Annotated in this window: 22 protein-coding genes; 20 read left to right on the top strand and 2 right to left on the bottom strand. The window is 35.6% G+C overall.

Annotation, left to right across the window (positions count from 1 at the left end; genetic code table 11):
* The 17 genes from MHI11_RS09145 to MHI11_RS09065 all read left to right on the top strand — a co-directional run bounded on the left by MHI11_RS09145 (position 1) and on the right by MHI11_RS09065 (position 9,743).
* Positions 1 to 1,014, top strand: a complete 1,014-nt coding sequence (locus tag MHI11_RS09145) for a hypothetical protein (RefSeq protein WP_340960886.1) — start codon at positions 1 to 3, stop codon at positions 1,012 to 1,014.
* A 35-nt stretch (positions 1,015 to 1,049) separates the two neighbouring features.
* Positions 1,050 to 1,520: a hypothetical protein gene (locus tag MHI11_RS09140; RefSeq protein WP_340911565.1), complete on the top strand. Its 471-nt coding sequence runs from the start codon at positions 1,050 to 1,052 to the stop codon at positions 1,518 to 1,520.
* 10 nt (positions 1,521 to 1,530) lie between these two features.
* Positions 1,531 to 1,932, top strand: a complete 402-nt coding sequence (locus MHI11_RS09135; RefSeq protein ID WP_340911567.1) for a hypothetical protein — start codon at positions 1,531 to 1,533, stop codon at positions 1,930 to 1,932.
* Positions 1,929 to 2,165, top strand: a complete 237-nt coding sequence (locus MHI11_RS09130; protein ID WP_340960885.1) for a hypothetical protein — start codon at positions 1,929 to 1,931, stop codon at positions 2,163 to 2,165. The genes MHI11_RS09135 and MHI11_RS09130 overlap by 4 nt, the downstream gene beginning before the upstream one ends.
* On the top strand, positions 2,140 to 2,796 hold the full coding sequence (locus MHI11_RS09125) for a hypothetical protein (protein ID WP_340962302.1): 657 nt from the start codon (positions 2,140 to 2,142) through the stop codon (positions 2,794 to 2,796). Before MHI11_RS09130 ends, MHI11_RS09125 begins: the two co-directional genes overlap by 26 nt.
* Entirely contained in the window at positions 2,793 to 3,308 is a 516-nt protein-coding gene (locus MHI11_RS09120; RefSeq protein ID WP_216927266.1) for a hypothetical protein, read from the top strand. The genes MHI11_RS09125 and MHI11_RS09120 overlap by 4 nt, the downstream gene beginning before the upstream one ends.
* Positions 3,302 to 4,030: a hypothetical protein gene (locus MHI11_RS09115; protein WP_216927268.1), complete on the top strand. Its 729-nt coding sequence runs from the start codon at positions 3,302 to 3,304 to the stop codon at positions 4,028 to 4,030. The genes MHI11_RS09120 and MHI11_RS09115 overlap by 7 nt, the downstream gene beginning before the upstream one ends.
* A gap of 42 nt (positions 4,031 to 4,072) precedes the next feature.
* Positions 4,073 to 4,864: a hypothetical protein gene (locus tag MHI11_RS09110; protein ID WP_216927270.1), complete on the top strand. Its 792-nt coding sequence runs from the start codon at positions 4,073 to 4,075 to the stop codon at positions 4,862 to 4,864.
* A gap of 25 nt (positions 4,865 to 4,889) precedes the next feature.
* Positions 4,890 to 5,465, top strand: coding sequence for a hypothetical protein (locus MHI11_RS09105; protein ID WP_216927272.1), 576 nt, complete (start codon positions 4,890 to 4,892; stop codon positions 5,463 to 5,465).
* Positions 5,466 to 5,506: 41 nt separating this feature from the next.
* A complete protein-coding gene (locus MHI11_RS09100) occupies positions 5,507 to 5,875 on the top strand; it encodes a hypothetical protein (protein ID WP_216927273.1) in 369 nt (122 codons plus the stop codon).
* Entirely contained in the window at positions 5,875 to 6,957 is a 1,083-nt protein-coding gene (locus MHI11_RS09095) for a hypothetical protein (protein ID WP_340911580.1), read from the top strand. The genes MHI11_RS09100 and MHI11_RS09095 overlap by 1 nt, the downstream gene beginning before the upstream one ends.
* 14 nt (positions 6,958 to 6,971) lie before the next feature.
* Positions 6,972 to 7,244: a hypothetical protein gene (locus tag MHI11_RS09090; protein WP_073205334.1), complete on the top strand. Its 273-nt coding sequence runs from the start codon at positions 6,972 to 6,974 to the stop codon at positions 7,242 to 7,244.
* Complete coding sequence (locus MHI11_RS09085) at positions 7,245 to 7,391, top strand: XkdX family protein (RefSeq protein WP_254117325.1); 147 nt, start codon at positions 7,245 to 7,247, stop codon at positions 7,389 to 7,391. It begins immediately after the preceding gene.
* On the top strand, positions 7,378 to 7,566 hold the full coding sequence (locus MHI11_RS09080) for a hypothetical protein (RefSeq protein ID WP_216927275.1): 189 nt from the start codon (positions 7,378 to 7,380) through the stop codon (positions 7,564 to 7,566). The genes MHI11_RS09085 and MHI11_RS09080 overlap by 14 nt, the downstream gene beginning before the upstream one ends.
* Positions 7,567 to 7,848: 282 nt before the next feature.
* Entirely contained in the window at positions 7,849 to 8,328 is a 480-nt protein-coding gene (locus tag MHI11_RS09075; RefSeq protein WP_340960884.1) for a hypothetical protein, read from the top strand.
* Complete coding sequence (locus MHI11_RS09070; RefSeq protein ID WP_340960883.1) at positions 8,328 to 8,750, top strand: hypothetical protein; 423 nt, start codon at positions 8,328 to 8,330, stop codon at positions 8,748 to 8,750. Before MHI11_RS09075 ends, MHI11_RS09070 begins: the two co-directional genes overlap by 1 nt.
* 15 nt (positions 8,751 to 8,765) lie before the next feature.
* Positions 8,766 to 9,743 (top strand): tyrosine-type recombinase/integrase, encoded by a 978-nt coding sequence (locus tag MHI11_RS09065; RefSeq protein WP_340960882.1) that lies wholly within the window; start codon positions 8,766 to 8,768, stop codon positions 9,741 to 9,743.
* A 196-nt stretch (positions 9,744 to 9,939) separates the two neighbouring features.
* On the opposite strand, the gene MHI11_RS09060 is transcribed toward MHI11_RS09065, so the two are convergent.
* Positions 9,940 to 10,656, bottom strand: coding sequence for a hypothetical protein (locus MHI11_RS09060; protein WP_106037377.1), 717 nt, complete (start codon positions 10,654 to 10,656; stop codon positions 9,940 to 9,942).
* A gap of 59 nt (positions 10,657 to 10,715) precedes the next feature.
* On the opposite strand from MHI11_RS09060, the gene MHI11_RS09055 reads away from it, so the two are divergent.
* Both MHI11_RS09055 and MHI11_RS09050 read left to right on the top strand, forming a co-directional pair.
* Positions 10,716 to 10,880: a hypothetical protein gene (locus MHI11_RS09055; RefSeq protein ID WP_340960881.1), complete on the top strand. Its 165-nt coding sequence runs from the start codon at positions 10,716 to 10,718 to the stop codon at positions 10,878 to 10,880.
* A gap of 206 nt (positions 10,881 to 11,086) precedes the next feature.
* Positions 11,087 to 11,434 (top strand): helix-turn-helix domain-containing protein, encoded by a 348-nt coding sequence (locus MHI11_RS09050; protein ID WP_106037376.1) that lies wholly within the window; start codon positions 11,087 to 11,089, stop codon positions 11,432 to 11,434.
* Positions 11,435 to 11,535: 101 nt separating this feature from the next.
* On the opposite strand, the gene MHI11_RS09045 is transcribed toward MHI11_RS09050, so the two are convergent.
* Entirely contained in the window at positions 11,536 to 12,228 is a 693-nt protein-coding gene (locus tag MHI11_RS09045; RefSeq protein WP_340960880.1) for a hypothetical protein, read from the bottom strand.
* Positions 12,229 to 12,327: 99 nt separating this feature from the next.
* Between MHI11_RS09045 and MHI11_RS09040 the strand changes: the two genes are divergently transcribed.
* A complete protein-coding gene (locus MHI11_RS09040; protein WP_340960879.1) occupies positions 12,328 to 19,176 on the top strand; it encodes a phage tail tape measure protein in 6,849 nt (2,282 codons plus the stop codon).
* The last annotated feature ends 1 nt before the right edge of the window (position 19,177 follow it).

The following is a 19,177-nucleotide window of genomic DNA, read 5'->3' as shown; positions in this document are numbered from 1 at the left end:
ATGTTTGATAACGTAAAAATTAAAGGCCTATTCAGCCGTGTTCTAAACAACCAAATGGAGCAAAAGGATGAATCGGATATTAAAGATTGTATTAAAAAAGTTTTTGGTGATTGTACGGTTACTCCTGATCCTTCTTTATTGCATCAATTCAACAATTTGATTGTGGAACAAGCTGATGCAATTGCAAAACCTAAAGTAACTGAGTTGCTAAAGCTGTTCGCTGATACTTCACAAGAGAAACCAGGCAATTTAAAACAGCTTAAAATCCCTAAGAAAACTAAAGCTAAAGTCGTTTGGTCAGCATCAGGATCAGGCGTAGACTTGGTTCGTGTTGAAGGCCGTGAATCGATCACTGCCGTTCCAGAAACAATGTCAGCTGGATTCTATTACGAACCTCTTGATCTTGTAACAGATTCAATTGTCGCTTTCAATAATCTCGTAAACGATATTGCAGATGCAAAAGTTAGGCTGTATCTAGACAAAATTCATGAATTGACTGCGGCAGCTGTTGGTTCTGGTAAGATCCCTGCAAAGAATGTTCAAACTGGATCTAATCTAACTCTGCAAAAATACAGTGAAGTAGCTTCTGTCCTTCAGCGATATGGTGGTCGCCCAGTGTTCATCGCTGACTCACTATTGATTGATTACTTTGCGTCTCAACAAGGAACTGATCCGAAGTACGTAAACCTTTTATCTGACAAGATTAAAGAGGAACTTCTTACAGCTTTAAACCCTACCACTATCGGAAGAACTACTGCAGTAAACTTAATCAATCCATTCACTGATGAGACTAATTCAAAGGTCGAGCTACCTGTAAATAAAGGTTATATGTTTGCTGGTGGCGTTTCACAAAAACCATTCTCTGTAGTTGAGTATGGTGGTTTGAAACAAATGACAGAGCAAGATATTGAGGATGAAAGAGTCAAAATGAAAATTACTCAATCTGCTTCAATCGTTCTATTGTTTGGTGAAGCTATTGGTATTATCGAAGAACAAGCAGCAGTATCTATTTAATTTACACAATAAGGATTTATTAGGAGGAATATTAGTTGGCGGAAAAAGTTAAATTAGCACGATATAGAAATACATCGTATTTTGTTGGTTATACAGGTGATGGCGCTCTCAAACAGTATAATTGGGCAGGAAGTAAAAATGGAAAAGTCGATGTCAAAGAAGTTCCAAGAGAACTGGTTGATTGGTTAACTATGAGTAGCGTATGTTTTGATAAAGGTGAATTAGTTTTGATTGAGGAAAATGAAGAATCGAAAGAAATTCAAGACTCTATTAATGACGTTGAATCTTATGTTAACAACACTCACACCAAAGAAGAAATTGAGACTATGATTAAATCTAGCACTATCCCGCAACTCAAAAAAAAAATAGCTGAAATCACTGTAGATGCAGAAAAGCAATTTGTAATTGATGTTGCTTCTGAATTCAGCGAAGAAATTCCAAGCGGAAAGCTAAAAGCGATGGCTGAATGGATGGGCGTTGAAGACAGTTCTATTCTTTTTGATTAGGTGGTAATTTATGAATACTACATATGATCAAATTTGGCAATGTTTCTTAGATAATTGCAAAACCTCCGATATAAACCTCCCTACTGACGACGAAGGTATTTACTCTCAAATCAAGAATGCCTCCCTTCTCTTCAATAATCGGTTTAGAGATAATCGAATAAAGTGTGACAATGATACAGAGACTGTAGATCGTCTTCTTAATGAAGATGATCTGCTAATCTTGGGAAACTACATTCGTTTAGTGTTTTTGAAAAATGAATTAACCGCTTATTCGAGCACCTGGCAACCCTTCTCCAAAGACATTGGGACAACTCATTTTTCAGCTCAAATTAAAGCGCTGGAATCCCAAGTGAATGAGCAGCAAAGAACAATTGACAAAATAATTTTTAATACGGAGGTAGACTTCGTATGAAATTATATATAAACGATCAATTGTATTCTAGCTACGTTCCAATTAATGAACACCTCATTAGACTAAGTAAGAAAAATAATTCAGTGCTATTCAAATTGGAAGAATTCCTAGATAAAAAATTGATTGCTGATCCCTCTTTGTCTGAAATTAAAGACATTATTTTATCAGTAAGTGGTGATATCGTACGTTTGGAAAATTCTATTGTTTGTGGTGATCATGATGAGGAACTTTAAAAATTATCATAAATTTAATCCTAATCAGAAGATTTCTTTTGATGGTCGGGGTATTTTTGAACGTGGATTAGAAGGCTTTCAAGGTGAAGAGGTTTTTGTTGACGGTGTTTCCGTGAAATGTCTGATCCAATCTAAATCAAATGATGGATTATTTAGATACATACTAGCAAAACCTGATGAGATTAAATTAGGTAGTGTTGTTGAATGGGATTTCAGTAATTGGTTAATTGTAACACAGCCTTATGACAATAAGATTTACAAAAAAGCAGAAATGCGACTGTGCAACAGTTCAATCAAATTATCTTCAGGAGACATATATGTAGATACAGGTAAAATCAATGAAATCACTGGAAAGCCAATTAGAAAACTTGTTCCTGGTGAAAGCATTGAAATCCCTTGTGTGTTTGATCGAACTGTTTCAGTTAACGGCTCTGATCAACCGATCAATCTTCCTGATGGCCAAGCCCACATCACTCTCCCCTACTCTACTAATCCTCAATTAAAAATTGGGTTAAAAACGCAATTTTATTCAGAAGAGTTTATTGTACACGATATTGATTATTCAAAAGTAATTGATGGCGTGGGCACCATTAAACTCATCGCAAAAAAGAAAGTCAGTGATAACAAATGAGTATGATGGTTCAAGAAATGACTAAGTTATTCAATAGTGCATGGCAGGATAATACTCTAAATCGTCTTCTCTACTACAAAGACAGTCCTCTCTCCACTGATCTTCCTGATGTCCAAGAACTAGATAACTATTTTGAATCAACTCCTGATGAGCAACCTCCGATTTTTAAGACAATTTTTAAAAGGGCTGCTAAAACGACCGATCTAAATGACGACAAGCCTATTTGTAGAGTGTGTATGTATTTTGGGATCTCTTCCCCCCTTCCTTCACACTTAAGCGAAAAAGTTTTAGAACGAGATTTACATTTTGATGTTTACACACATATTGAAACTTTTGAAGAAAACGAATTTAGAAGTCTTAAAATCATTGACAGACTTTCAGACATATACTTGGGTAAGAATGTTGCTGGTTATGGTAAAACACGGTTCGTAAGGTGTCAACCGATTTCAAATCCCCCAAATGGTTACACAGGATACAAATTGATTTTAAAGATCGGTGGTCAGAAATGGTGATTGCGTTTAATCTTGATTATTTAATCACTGGCCAACCCATTAAAACTCCATATGGCGAGTGTTCTTTTATAAAAATTAAAGATTATCCACAATTCCAAAACCATTTAGCTTTGTTCAAAATGTCAAAGAAAGAAATAATTTATAACTACAGTAAGAAAGAAAACAATCAGTATGGTGAGCTAGATGAATTAATAGCTGAGTTAAAAAAAATGACGCTTTTTGAGATAACTGGTGAGCTAGAAAACTTCAAAGAAGCATATGAATCAATCTTTAATTACATGTTCGGGAAAAACATCCTAGAAAACATCTCTGAAGATGATTTTAATGAAATTAGAAACTTGATTCTAAAAATGTGTGTTCTTAAGGAAGAGAAAATCAGCTCTAATCCCGAAATTCAAAGAGCAAACGAGCGAAGTCAACGAGTTAAACAAGCAGATTCAGGTAACGTTGAACTAGCTGACATTATTGACAGTGTTGCAATTGGTGCAAATACTCCAATTCATGTTATCAATGAAGGTTCGATGTATCAGTTGTACAGGCTATATTATCGAATAGCGCAATTCAAGAATTACGAAACCACTACTTTGTTTGCAACTGTAAGCCCAGAAGCTGGGAAAAATATCGAAAGTTGGAGTAAGTCTATAGATTTATTTGAAGAAGAAAAACACTACATGAGTAGAGAGAGCTTCTTTAATTCAACTAAAGGTTTCGCACAAGGATGATGCATTGCATCGTCCTTTTTTATTTTAAGGAGGAATTCATTAATGAAAATGGTAATTCAAGACACAGCCGATGTTTATTTTAAACGTAAATCTGATGGACATACTGTGTTTACAACTGAAGCTCAATTAGCTTCACTCTCTGGAGCTATCTCCGAAGAAAAGCTATACGCTGGAATTGGCAACAAGCCTGTCTACATTCTCAAGACTCAAAAAGAGTTAACGCTATCTGTTAGAAACGCTTTGTTTGACCTAGAGTTTTTAGCAATGTCTCAAGGTGAAGGTGTTCAAGAGGATGTCACTGTTAAATTGTTTGATCGTGAGCACAGTGTTAAAGTTGCGGATGACAATAGCGTTGAATTAAAAGGAAAGTCTCTTGCAGATCATATGGTTACTTTTTACAACAAAAAGAATCAGACATATCAAGTCATTTCTAGCAGCGATGGAAAATACACGTTGCCAACTGCGTTTGTATCTCCGAAGGAAACTGTTACCGCAGTGTTCCATGTTGAAAAAATGGGTAGAAGTATGAATATCAAGGCTTCTCGTTTTTCTGAGAGATATGAAGTTGAATATAGAACAATCGCTTACAATCCAGAGACTGAGCAAGTTTACTCTGATATCATCATTCAGTTCCCTAACGTATCACCTTCTGGAGAATTTGAGCTATCTTTAGAAAACGGTCAAGCTTTAACTCCTGAGTTCAAATTCGAAGCGCTTGCTGATATGGACACTGATAACATGGCTGTCATTTCAGAAATCCCACGTGATCAATCTGAAAACAAAACGCCTGATCAGACAGACGATGACAAAGGCGATGGCGATCTAGGAGATTAAGAATATTTAAAGGAGGTTTATATTATTGGCTGACTTTTTAAACCAGTCTAACGGACGGTATACATCATCTAAAGATGACGGAAATGGTAATCCTATCACCTCTGTTGAAGTGAACAACAACGAGCCGATTGATGTGACTCTATCAAATGAAAAACTTTCTGTAGAGGTGTCTAACACCACTTCTATCCCTGTTGTTATTAGAAATACAATTCCAATTAAAACAACTGTTCAAAAAGGTTATAAAGATGCGCTGCTTGCCGAAAATGTAGATATCGCAAGTGGAGAATCTTCTGTATATACCATTGATCTGGTAGATGATTTTGGTTTGTTTAATACATACGGGGTTTCATTGTTAACAGCGAAAGAAGATGAATTAGGTAAAGTTGACTGTGAAGTTTACGCTATCCCAAAAGGATCTTCTGCATTTTTTCCTTCTCCCCAAAGTGATAACAACGTGTTATTTAAAGAGTCTGCACTAACAAAAGATTCCCCTCTTTCTAAATCGATCTCTTTTAAATCACCTAAGCTTTCAATTGTTGTCAAAGCAAGTGGAACTGTTGATTTAACGGAATTGAATTTAGCTGTCTGGGGTATGGATTAATTTATTTCTGAGGAGGTCTCCCCTCCTCTTTTTTATAAGGAGTGATTATTATAGCTACAGAAGATACAGCTCCTATTGTAGTAATTCCTGATCGTACATCATTTGTTTTTCATGAGAAGTCAGTCTCCCCTTCTGACGGTGAATCATTAGAAGTTAAACATTATCAAAAATTAGGTATCACTATAACTGGGACATCTACTTCAAGACGAATTTCGTTTGTGGGAGTAATGAATGATGGTCAGGAAATTGAATTAGGAGGTACTCAGTTAAGTGATTACCGAATTGCCGTAGGAACAGAAGGAATTAATGAGGCTTGGGAATTCTCGATTTTCCCTTTCAAAAAAGTATTTATTAAATTAGAAGATGTGACTGATGGAGATGTCTCTGTGTTTGGGGAGGCTTCGACATAATGCTTGATTCATTAATAAGAGGGTTGTATAAAAGGCTGGAGAAACAAATCGCTAACCTCAAAGACCTCTTTTTAACCAGTGAGGATTCCATGAAGCGTGATGTTGAAAGCTTCAAAAGTGATAATGATTCATTTAAGTTTGAAATTAAAAGTGACTTCGAAACTCATAAACAAGACACTAAAAATCCACATGCTGTCACAAAAGAGCAAGTCGGTCTCAGTGATGTATTAAACATTGAACAAGCCACTAAAACAGAGTTTAATGAACATCAAAACGATTATGTTATCCATGTTGATCAAGATCAAAAAGAACAATGGGATAAAAAAGAAACCGTTGAAGGTTCACAAGAGAAAGCTGATTTAGCTTTAGTTCATTCTAAAGAATACACTGATGAGCACGCACAAAAAACAAATCTTCACACCCAGCCAGGTGAGAAAGACAAATGGAATGGTTATGAAAATTTGATTGATACTTTAGCGACTTCTTTGAATGTTGTGCAAAAATATAGGTTAACTCAAGATGATGGGAAAGCGCAGCCCCTTTCGAATAGAACTGATGTATTAACACTATCCCCTGGAATATACACTGGTCAAAGCTTAATTAATGCCCCATCTGCAGATGATCCCTTCCTATTCTTCATCAATTCTAAGGATAATTCCAATAAGTCAATCTTGGCTATCTCATTAAAAAATAATGAAATGTGGCTTTTTTCAAAGTTTCAAAATGCGAATTCAACTTGGAACAAAGTTGTATCTTCTAAAGATATGAATGTGGTTTGGGTGAACACCACTTTAGTAGTTGGAACCACAAATCCTCAATATCCTTTAAGACACAGGTATATACCTGTTTCCAAAACTTTAGAGATACAGGGAACATTCACCGCTCCGCTCGGTGCAACGATTGCCAAGTTGTCCTATTTCCCTGTCCAAAACATTGATTTTACTGGTGTTACTGTAGGTTCTTATGGGCAAGCACGAATGACACTAACGACAACAGGAGACTTAATCTATTCTGGTTTGTTTTCAAAGGATGATAGCAAAGTTGAAAGAGTGTCCTTAAATGAAACTATACCATTATCATAAAGAGGGTCACATCTATGAAAACAATATTTTACTATGATGAAAACTTTATTTACTTAAGACAATCTGATTACTTTGAAGGAGAAGTTTTGCCAGAAATGAGCACAGATATCGCACCTCCCCAATCACTATATTTAGGTAAATTCTATCCAGAAGAAAAGACGTGGAAAGAATCAGCTACTCAAGAATACATGGACTCTTTCAAAGTCGAACCCGAGCCTTCTGAAATAAGCATAGTTAAACAACGGGTATCTGATCTTTATTATATTATTGCGATGGGAGGAATTTAATTGGATATTGACTGGTATGAATTGATTAAAAGTTTTTATGACGAAGGTTCATGGTCTAAAGAAAGAGTATACAATACGGTTGCTGCAGGGAGAATCACACCTGAGCAATACGAACAGATTACAGGTGAAGCATATGTTAAACAATAAACGCCAATTAAACACAGGGAGTTATTTAGGGGAATTTTTAGTTCTAGGAAGAATGAAATCTGATCCTAAAAAATGTGACTATATGATTGTTGTATCAGAAAAAGGTGCAAATAATGCAGTAGACGCTTTTAACAAACAGGGTTTTGATGAAACCTTCGTATCGTTGATTCAATAAATAAAATAAGAATTTTATTGAAATAGGAGGTTTAACTTGAACGTTCTTGCTAACTTTGTTGATGTGTCAGAGGACATTTTACTTTTGAAGGGTTTCTGCAAAGAATCTCTTAAAGGAAAATTAAAATGGCTTTTCTTTTTATACCCTTTGTGTCTATTAGCAGTGACACTGTTAAAGCTCACTTCCCTTGTTTATTCAATAAAATACAATAAATATTCTAAAAAACGCTAACACCTCTCCCCTATTTGAGGTGTTTTTATTTTAATCATAAGGAGAGATATGATGACAACACAAAAATTAACACTTGATCACATTAAAGATGGGAATAAAAAATACGATGAGAAATTCAAGGTTCAGTTAGATGAAAAGTTTCATGTACATATCTACCCTAACTTTGATCCAGTTAAGATTACTCAAATAATCAACATGGCTCTAAAAGATGTAGTTGAAATCGAATCCAACAAAAAGATTAAACACAAACTCAATGTTGTTGATCTTTTAAACATTTATGCAATTCTCACCTTCAGTGATATCGCTGATATCCCACAAGGTATTGTTTCTAAAGTTAACTTAATGACTGAGTTGGTTAAGTCTCCATACTTTAAACTAATCAGTGGTTCATTTCCTGAAGAAAGCTTCGAAAGTATTAATGAAAAACTCCTTTCTATGACAGAAGGTGCAATCAGAACTCAAGAGGCTCTTACTGACAAAGCTAACCAAGAAATCCTACAAAAAGTTCAAAAATTAACTGAAGTATCTTAATGGCTAAAAATCATAAAGAATTAGCCGTTATGCTTGAAAAAGCAGCTTTAAAAGCCTTGCAGACTGGCAGTCATACAAAAGAGATCTTAGTCAAAACAGGTCAAGAGCAAGTCCAATCTGTTGTGTATGACTCGTACAATCCTGTGGAATACAATCGAACTGGTGAATTAAAGGCTTCATTTGTTGTAGCGAATGAATCAAATGGAATCTCATTAGATAACACCAGAACGGATGAAGGACGAGACGTTGCGACTATTGTTGAGACTGGTGAAGGTTATCAATTTCCTGACGAATATGATTATGGATATGGTGAGCCTCGTCCTTTTATGAACAACACTATGGAAAAATTAAAAAACAGTGGAGAACTTTTGGACGCTGCTACGAAAGATGTTCGCAAGGCTGGTTACAAGACAATCAAATAGCCTGGCGGTGAAATTATGGCAAGAAAGAAAGTTGCGTATGCAACTAAAGATAAAATCGAAAAAATTAATCCGAAAAATAGTGATTTAATACGAAAGTATTTTGTTTTTAAGAACATGAATTTAGCAGATTCGAGCAAAGTCAGTTACCAATCAGACTTTAATCAATGGCTTGTCTACATCATGGAGAACTATAGCAATCAATGCATTATTGATGTAGTAAAAGAAGATCCTGATGAAATGGTTGACCTGATCGAAGACTTTGTTGCTTTTTGTACAAGTGTGTTAGGTAATAACGAAAGAAGAATCCAGAGAAGAATGAGTAGTATTAGTAGCTTCTTTTTATTTTTGCGTAAAAAAAGAAAAATTAAAGAAAACCCAGTTGACTTCTTAGATAGGCCATCAGCAGGAGTTGGTGAAAAACTTCAGGTGAAACAAACTTTCTTAACTAAAGAACAGGTTGAGGAAATACGAAAAGGTCTTACTAAATTAGGTAATTTACAACTTGAGTTATTTTTTGAATTTGGTTTATCGACGATGGCCAGAGCTAATGCAATCAGTAATGTTAAAGTCGAACAAATTGACTTCGATAAATCAAGAGCAACCGATGTCATTGAAAAAGAAGGTTACAATGTCACCCTCTACCCTTCTCAAAGATCAATGGAATTAATAACCGAATGGATGAATTATCGAAAAGAAAATAACATTGAATGTGAGTATCTTTTTGTAACGAAGTATAACGGTCGTTGGAAAAAAGCTGAAACTGGTACACTTCAAGGTTACTGGATCAAGAAAATAGGTGAAATTATCGGTATTCCTGAGCTTCACTGCCACGATTTGCGGCACAGCGGAAGCAACCTCCTATACCATAGCGGTATGAGTCTTGAGGAAGTATCTCAGTTGTTAAATCACAAGGGAACTGATGTAACCAAAAATCACTATTTGGAAGTCAATAAAGACGCAATACAAGATAAAAAATCACAATTTGAAATTTAGATAAAATCCCTCTTTTATTCAGAATCAAGATCCTTCTTTTGAGGGGTTTTGCTTATGGTTAAAACAAAAAATATCATAGATAACTAGCGCCCTAAGAATTCATTGACATAAGGATTTATTAATTCTAAGGTTGATTTTAAACCGATAAACCCTTTTTCATTTATTTAAAAAGTAAAGGGTTTATCTGATCTATGTCTTATTGATAATTGTCTATTTCAATGACAATATTCTTTATATTGATTAAGTATTCATTTAAAACTGTGACTACAGGAACATGACTGCCTTCGAGGCAATAGTATGAAGTGAACTCTCCATCAAAATCACGAACAAAACTGTTGGATTGAGGATTAAAGACATCAAGTGGCTCTCCATTTACTGATACTGGTTGTCCTGAATTAATAAATACATTATTTTCAAGGATTACACCATTACCTATGTCTGCTCTATTAATTACCCCATCGAACATTTTTCTACTGCTTGTTAGTTTTATGTGTTTATTTTGATTGGTAAGCAATTTAAAATCCGATAACCATGTTGATTCAGATGAGAACACTTGAGAACTTTTAAATATGTCGTATATTTCTTGATGATTTTCTTTCAAACCAATAAAACTTTGATCCACTTGTTTAATAAAAACATCTTCTTTTTTATATGAAGGAAAATATATTTTTCTTTTTACTTTACTTAGCTGCGTTTCATTTAATTTGTACGTTGCTAATTCTAGGCAGTATTTTTCGAAAGTATAATATGCCGCGTAATCCAACGCGGAATTCAGAGAATCTAAAAAGTATTTAATTTTAAAAGCTAAAGGCCTCTCGAGATTCTCTGACATTGATCTCTCTTGCATTTCTTCGATTTCTTTAAGAGTTTTTTCTGCTTCTTCAGTTAAAAATAATGCTTCTTTAATTGACAATGATCTTCCCCCTAAATTTAAGTATGTTTTTAATATATCAAAATTACGGAGTGATAAATATGAAAAAAGAGAAATTAATGGAAATATTTCATGAACTTTTGGAGGACTGGTATAGTGCAGAAAGCACATTAGAAGGATTTTCAGCATTTCAAGATGAAGACACCATAGAAAAACAGAAAAAAGAGTATGTTGAACGTTTTAATGAAGTGTTAAAACAATTGTAGGCCTTTAAATGTGTATATCTAACGAATTAAATTTGGATTGAACCGACTTCCTGTCTACTTTGATAGGAACACTATGGCGGTCACTCCTCATATTAACTGAGGGATTTTGATTATCATTAAAACACAAACACCTTTAATCATTTGGTTCTTGGTGATAAGATCAGCATAGCAATTGTGTATATCTGAAAGTGTTAGGAGTAATACATATGCCTAGTCTATGTGAACGACTGAAACAACTGCGAAATGTTTACCGACCTAAATTGACTCAGCAAACTCTTTCAGAGGAATTGAATATTACTAGAGCAGCATACGCTAGATACGAAACTGGCGATAGCGAGCCAGACATTGAAACTCTGATAAGTTTAGCTAAATTTCACAACGTAAGCATTGAGTATTTGATAACAGGAAAAAGAAACGTAAAGTGTATCAACTTATTATCTCGTAGGGTTAATCCTAAGCTAGAAATGCTTTGCAACGAGCTTTTGGATGCACCTGTTGATAAACTAAATCATCTAATTCACTTTTGGGAATTCATCAAACTTAAAGGCAATTGAGTCACCTTATTGGGATAATCAGAAGAAGAATAAAGAATATAAAAATAGCTCTGCTGAATGTGTATCTTCCCTACAAACGGCACAGCTATTTTTATATGGCTTCACTTAGAAATTGATGTTAGTATTCCGTCTTCAAAGTATAAGTATTTGTTTCCTTTATAAACCCACTGTTTTAAGGTACGATTTTTTGTGACATTTGTGTTTACTTTTGCAGGTCTCCCCCAACCATTTAAAAGTACATCGTCTTCTGTCATTCCAATGGAAACCCTCTGAGGATCTATCGTCCTATCCTCTATTTGCTTCTTCCTTTCGTATCCTTCGATCTCATACTTATCTCTTGCTGTGTTTTGGTTTTTAAGATTCTCTAAAGATTTAATTCTAGCCAAATTATCTTTCTTGATTTGCTTGTATTTTAAATCAGTATGAGCATTTGAATATTTAACTTTATCTAACATAGCTTCAATGTATGCATATGAATCGTAGTTTTCAACATTTGTTTTCTTTTCATTTAACTCTTTATTTTTTTTGAAAGCAGAAGCTATAAAATAATAATCTTTTTGAAAAACTTTCTTCAGTTCAGCAGTTTTGCTAATAACCTCATCAAATTTCTCTTCTTTTATAAGTCTTATAAGTTTTCTATCTTCTTCAGTTAAATTGTGGCTATCATTAACGGAGCTTACTTTTTCTTCAGAGGTTACATTTTTAGTACTAGTAGATTCTTCTGATACCTTGTTTTGTCCACAACCAGACAAGATAAAGATAGCTCCCAATATAAATAATATGGATTTATTCATGGCGTTCCCCCATTTACCTTATGTTAAAAGTATAGCTGTAATAAACTGCTTAATCAAACACAAATTTCCGTGCTGTATTGAAAGGATGTGAGCAATTAATTGAGCGAACAACTGAAAATATTTGTTACTCCAGTAGCAGACACCTCTCCAAAGACCACTGATGATCTAAACAAGCAAATAAAACAAATTCAATCTAAGCTAAATGCCCTCGAATTAAAAACAAACATTGACACTAACACCCTAAAGACTCTAAAAGAGTTCACTTCTGCATTTGACAAATATCAGTCCAATTTAAAAAGTTACAACGACACTGTTAAAGAAACCACAAGAATCACCCAACATCTTAATGGCAATGTTACAAAGGTAACTCAGGAACATAAACGCAGTGGAGAAATTATCCAGCGGACAACTGAGAAAATTAAAGAGCAAACAACCGAAACTAATAAATTAGCAAGTGCTCAACAAAAACTCGGTCAAGTTGTTAAAAGTACTGAGAGAATGAATGCTCAAGATAAAGTTACAGGTTCTACTCAGAAAAATCGTGATGGTTACAAAGATTATACATATAATCTTGATGAAAAAGGAAACGTGAAAAACTCTACTGTTTCCACTAACTTCGATAAAAAAAGAAAAGATATTGAAGCGTTAAACGCCTCTCTTCAGAGACTTCGTGAGCAAGGTATTCTATCTGATACTACCCTCTCCTCTCTTGGCCGTAAAATCAACCTTGCTCAATCTTCAGCTCAAATTGACTCTCTCAAACAAAAAATTCGCACATTGGATGACAAGTCGTCTGCCGTAGCAAAAAACAATGAGTTAAAACAAACCATTGCACTATATCAACGCCAAGCTCAACTTAATGCAAATAATTTAACTAGTAAATATGGCAATAACTTGAGTAATCAAAGCAAGGCGCAAATTCAAGAGTACCTTCTTTCCATGACTCAACTTACCTCTAAAACCCCTGCATTATCTTCAAAGATAAAAGACCTCAATATGCAGTTTAGAGAGCTTTCGTCCTCTATTCAAAACTCAACTCAAAGGGCAACAACATTTGGACAACAATTGGGTGATGCTTTTAGTCGTATTCCAGCATATTTGCTGTCAGGTTCTATTTTTTATGGAGCTATTACAGCTCTAAAAAATATAACTCAGCAAGCTGTTGAGATCGACACTCTAATGACAAATATCCGAAGAGTCATGGATTTGCCAGATTACAAATTCAATGAGCTCCTTCAAACTTCATTAGATTTAAGCAATGAATTATCAAACAAAGTATCAGATGTTCTAGAAATTACGGGAAGTTTTGGTCGAATGGGTTTTCAGGCAGATGAGCTTTCCGATTTAACCAAAACAGCACAAGTTTTGCAGAATATTTCAGATCTAACTGCATCAGATACTGTAAACACTCTTACTGCAGCCATGCTCAATTTCAACGTATCGGCAAAAGATTCAATTTCTATCGCTGATAAACTTAATGAAGTTGACAACAATTTTGCGATTTCCACGCTCGACATGGCTAATTCGATAAGAAAAGCTGGAAGTACCGCTTCCACCTTCGGTGTTGAATTGAATGACTTAATCGGCTATACAGCAGCCATTGGAAGCACAACACGTGAAAGTGGAAATATAGTCGGTAACTCATTAAAGACCATTTTTGCGAGAATTGGTAATAATAGAAGCTCTATTAAAGCCTTAGATCAAATCGGCATCTCTGTGCAAACGGCAGCTGGTGAAGCAAAAACTTCAAGTCAGTTAATTGGCGAAGTAGCAGAAAAATGGGACAGCTTGTCTGATGCCCAAAAGCAAAACACATCGATTGGTGTTGCGGGTATTTATCAGTTATCCAGATTTAACGCCCTATTGAATAACTACTCAATCTATCAAGACGCAGCTAACACTTCTGCAAACTCAATGGGTTCAGCATGGAAAGAACAAGAAAAGTATGCTGATAGCTTACAGGCACGGATAAACCGCCTTCAAAATACGGTTACTGAATTCGCTGTTGCCGCCAGTGATGCCTTCATTTCAGATGGTCTTATCGCTTCTACAGAAGCTCTAGGAAATTTCATGGGATTGACCACTGGTTTAGTTAAAAATATCGGCTTCCTTGCTCCTGCTTTCTCAACAGCTACAGCGGCCACTATACTGTTTTCTAATGCTTTAAGAACAACGGCTATGCAAAGTGGCGCTCAAATCATTAACACACTTAAAGCGCTCCCTCTTACATTGCAAACATACTCTACTGGTGCAGGGATAGCAGCAACAACAAACAGAGTTCTTTCCCTTTCTTTTGCCACTTTAGGAAAAGCAGCAAAATCTGCTGGATTGTTTTTAGCTGGAGCCGCATTGCCTATTGCAGGATTTGCTGCATTGGGATTTGTTGTTGAGAAATTGGTTAGCGCTTATTCTGATGCAAAAAAAGCTCAAGAGGATTTCGAGACTGCACAAAGCACCTCTATCGAAGCTTGGACTACGAATAAAGAAGCTACTCAAGGATTAATCGATAAGTACAAAGAACTTCGTAAAGCTAAAGACGAGAACCAACTAACGCCTGAAAAAGAACAAGAGTACTTATCAGTCTCTCAGCAGTTGGCAGCGACATTCCCTAACCTAGTTGAAGGGTATGATGCTCAAGGTAATGCCATCATTAAGAACAACGAAGCCTTAAAAGAGGCAATCAAATATACTGAAGAGATGGCAAATTTCAATAAACGTGATCTGAAAGATAATGCAGCCTCTAATTTTGAAGATCAAATTAAAAAGCTAAAAGATTTGAACAAAGAAATGGAAGCTAATAAAACTTTAGCTGATAACTACAAAGAAGGTTCAAGTTGGATTACAAGAATCTTCGAAAACCCCTTTGCTAATGATGATGATTACGTAAAAGAAGGATACAAATACGAACGTGAAGCCTTGCGTGCGAAACAATCCATTGTTAGTGCAAATGCTGAAATTCAGGCTTCGGTATTAGATGTAATCAGTGCATTTAATTCCATTGATATTAACCCAAACATCAAACAATCAATCACCGATATATTAAACACAATGGACTTTAGTAAATTGAGTCCTGAACAGCTTAAGAGCTTTTCGCAGCAAGTAGCTGTCATTATGGACTCGCTTCAAAAATCACTAAACAATGGCAACGGCTCGGAATTTGATAAACAAACAGACTCACTGAAATCTCTTATTACTGAGTTTTCAGATGGGAAAGTGAAAGTCGATAACTTGAACCTCTCCTACTCTACGCTTAAGGATTCGTTAGATCAGGCTAAAAATTCTGGCGATTCAGCGAAAGTCACCTGGAATGAAAATGGTGAAGGTGTAGATGAGTTAGGCGAATCGGTTGGTAACCTATCCGATAAGCTCAAAGAAGTTAAAGGTGATATTGAAGCTACGACAGATGTATTAGACCAATTACTACAATCTGGTCAAGCTACTGCAGCGATGGAAGCTTTACAAGGTGACGTTTACGATGATTTAGCTGATCAAGTGTCCCCTCTCAATGGATTACTGGAAAAAATGGCAGAAGGTAAGTCTATTTCTGCATCAGAAGCAATGAAGCTTATTCAAAAGGAAAAAGATTTAGCTGGTGCGATTTCAATAGAAAACGGAATAGTGAAAATAAATCGTGATGCAGTAATAAAGCTGCGAAACGCAAAGGTTAAAGCATATGCAGATATGCAAACTTCCGTAAAGCAAGAACTATTGAATCAAGCTAATGCATTAAGTAAAAAAATCGGATATTACAAGTCTGAAATTACAGCTATTAAAACTGTTCAAGATGCTCTGAGAAAGAAAGCGGAGTTAGAAAAACTCAAAGAAGATTCTTTGAAAATGACCAATGGCAAGCAAGATCAACTCGCTATCGAACAATTTAAAGCAGCTCAAAGAGATCTTGGTGAATTATCAGGTATCACTGATCAACTAGAAGAATTAGATAAGCTGTCAGACTTAACTCAAGCATCTCTAAATGAAACAGGAACATCTTTTGAAGCAATGTCGGATTCAGCTGACAAGGCTTCAAAATCAACGAAAGATTCAATCTATGTTGCAGACAAATATAAAGAAGCATTAGAGCGAGTCAATAAGCAGATTGAAGAACAAAACAGAAAAACTAATGACTACCCTAAATGGTCACAGAAATATCGTGATTCCATTAAGAAGGAAATCAAGGCGTTAGAACGAAAAGAAAAACTTCTTAAAAGTCAGATTAAGCTTCTTAAAGAGCAAATTAAATCTGGCTACATTGCTCAAACGGGTATTGTTGATTCTTCTTCATCCTACTCCCCTTCTAGCTCTTCGTATTCTGCTTCTGGTGGTTCCTACTCAGGTAAATACTCAAATGTTATCAATCAAGCTGCTTCTAAATACAATGTTCCAGCTGCTCTTATTGCTGCAGTAATTAAGCAAGAATCTAACTTTAACCCTAATGCTCGCTCACATGCAGGAGCAACTGGTTTAATGCAACTTATGCCAGCTACAGCAAGAGGTCTAGGAGTTAAGAATTCTAGGGATCCTTATCAAAACGTAATGGGCGGTACTAAGTATCTTAAGCAAATGCTTGATAAATTCGGCTCAATTGAAAAAGCGTTAGCTGCATACAATGCGGGGCCTGGTAATGTATCCAAGTATGGCGGTATCCCTCCATTTAAGGAAACGCAAAATTACGTTAAGAAAGTAAATAAATACTTTAAACAAATGGGTGGCTCTTTATCCTCAAGCGGTGGCTCTGCGGCAGGCTACTATGACTTAATGAGAAGAACATCTCACTTTGGTCAGCAAGAAAAAGGATTACGCTCTGCTCCTCATAAAGGTTTAGACTTAGCTGCTAAATCTGGAACTCCTATCAAGTCTCTTAAATCAGGTAAAGTCCTCACTGCTGCATACTCTAAATCAGCTGGTTATTGGGTTGTTGTTCAACAAGATGACGGCACAGTTGCTAAGTACATGCATATGCAAAAAGGACTCAAAGTTAAAGCTGGGCAAAAGGTTCAGGCTGGCCAAACTCTCGGTAAAATGGGAAGCACTGGTCACTCTACTGGTACTCACCTTCATATGCAGATTGAGAAAAATGGTAAAGCAATTGATCCAGAAGCATATATGCAACAAATTGGCTCTGATTTGTCTAGCTCTGAAGCTGAACGTCAGCAAGCTATTTCACAAGCTAAATCTGATTTACTAGGTCTTGAAGGCGACCTTTCTTCTGTCAAAGACCAAATTCAAGATCTGCAATATGAAATCGTTCAGTCAAAACTTGATGAATTCGAGAAGCGTAAATCTGATTTAGAGTTGAAAGTTGCTCAAAACCAATCTAAAGCCAGTCGTTACCTCAACGACAGCGCACAATTTAGAAAATATACAAATGAGCAACGTAAAGCAGTTGAAGCGCAACAAAAAATTCAGAATCAAAAAGTTAATTGGATCAACAAAGAGCTAAAGCAAAATAAACAATTAAACGCTGCTCAACGTGATCAATTACGTGAAGAATTAAAACAAGCTAAACTTGACCTCATCAGTATCAAGGATCAAGTTTATGAGCTGCAAGCTACAATTGTTCAATCTAAAACTGATCAAATTCTTAATAACATTGATAAGTCAGTCAAAAAGACTGAATCAAAGCTTAAGAATGTCGATATTAAAATTCAAACAACTGAAGAAGACAAGGATAAAGTTAAATACTATAGTCAGCAAATCAAACTGATTCAACAGCAACAAAAAGAAGCTGCTAAATACATCAAAGAGCTTGAAAAACAAAAGAAAACTGCTAAAGGTTTCCCTGAAATCCAAAAGCAAATATCGGACGAAATTGCTTCTTGGAAAGATAAACAGAAGGATTTCAACCTAGAGCTATATCAAACCAAGAAAAGCATCAAAGATATTTACAAGTCACTAGCAGATGAAGTCGTCTCCATTTACAAAGAGATGTACGAAAAGATGCGTGATATTGAATTAGAAGCCCATCGTAAAGCTACTCAAGACATCATTGATGGCATTGACAAGGAAGACGATGAAGCTAAGTTCCAAAAGGATTTAAAAGATCGCCAGGAAAGCATTCAAAAGCTTTTAGATCAGATAAATCAATACGCATTAGATGATTCAGAGTTTGGTAAGTCAAAGGTGAAAGAACTTACTGAACAGATGCAAAAAGAACAGCTTGATTTAGATCAATTCCTAAAAGATCGTGAAAACTCCAAGCGTAAAGAAGCGCTACAAGATCAACTTGAAAAAGACGAAAAATCAATCAACACAAAGTACGATGATCTTGTTAATGATGAACGTGGGTTCAAAGATTTAGAAGGGAAATTGATGAACGGTAAGATTAGTGATATCAATAAACAACTTTCTGAGTTTACTAAATTTATCAATTCAAATATGGAGTCTATTGGTAAGTCTATCTCTAACAATTTGATTGATAAGCTTAAAGAGGCTTCAAATGCTCTCGGTGTTGTCGTTAAGGGTAATACAACTGGACAAAAGATCGCTCGTTTTAAGACTGGTGGATCAGTTGGTAAAGTACCAGCCCAAGGAGCTTTAGCTGTAGTAGATGATGGAGAAATTGTCCTCAATAAACAAGACTCAGTTAACATGCTTAAAGCTGTCGAAACCGTTAGAGACATCAGTCAAAATGATGTGCCATTTACCCCGAAATGGGGAACTGGACAAAAGTTGAGCTCAGCTTTAACTAGCGTTCCAACTGAAGCAGTTAAATTAGCTGGAGCGAATATTGTTAAGAGCGCAGCATCAGCCATTAGCATTATTCCTAGTGCGATCACAAAACTTACAAAAACTCCTCAGTCTACAGTTATGTCTTCTGTGTCGAATGATCAGGGCGATGTTTACAATCTAACCTTGCAGATTGATAAAATGATTGGTGATGAGAATGGCGCAAACAGTGTAATGGAAAACATCAGAAGAGGATTAAAGCAAATGAAAGGTAAGGTATAAG

This window comes from Bacillus sp. FSL K6-3312, assembly GCF_038007485.1.
In the GTDB taxonomy this organism is placed as follows: Bacteria; Bacillota; Bacilli; order Bacillales; family Bacillaceae; genus Bacillus; species Bacillus pumilus.
Note: the sequence above shows the minus strand (reverse complement) of the source record. Positions and strands in the feature narration are given on the sequence as shown.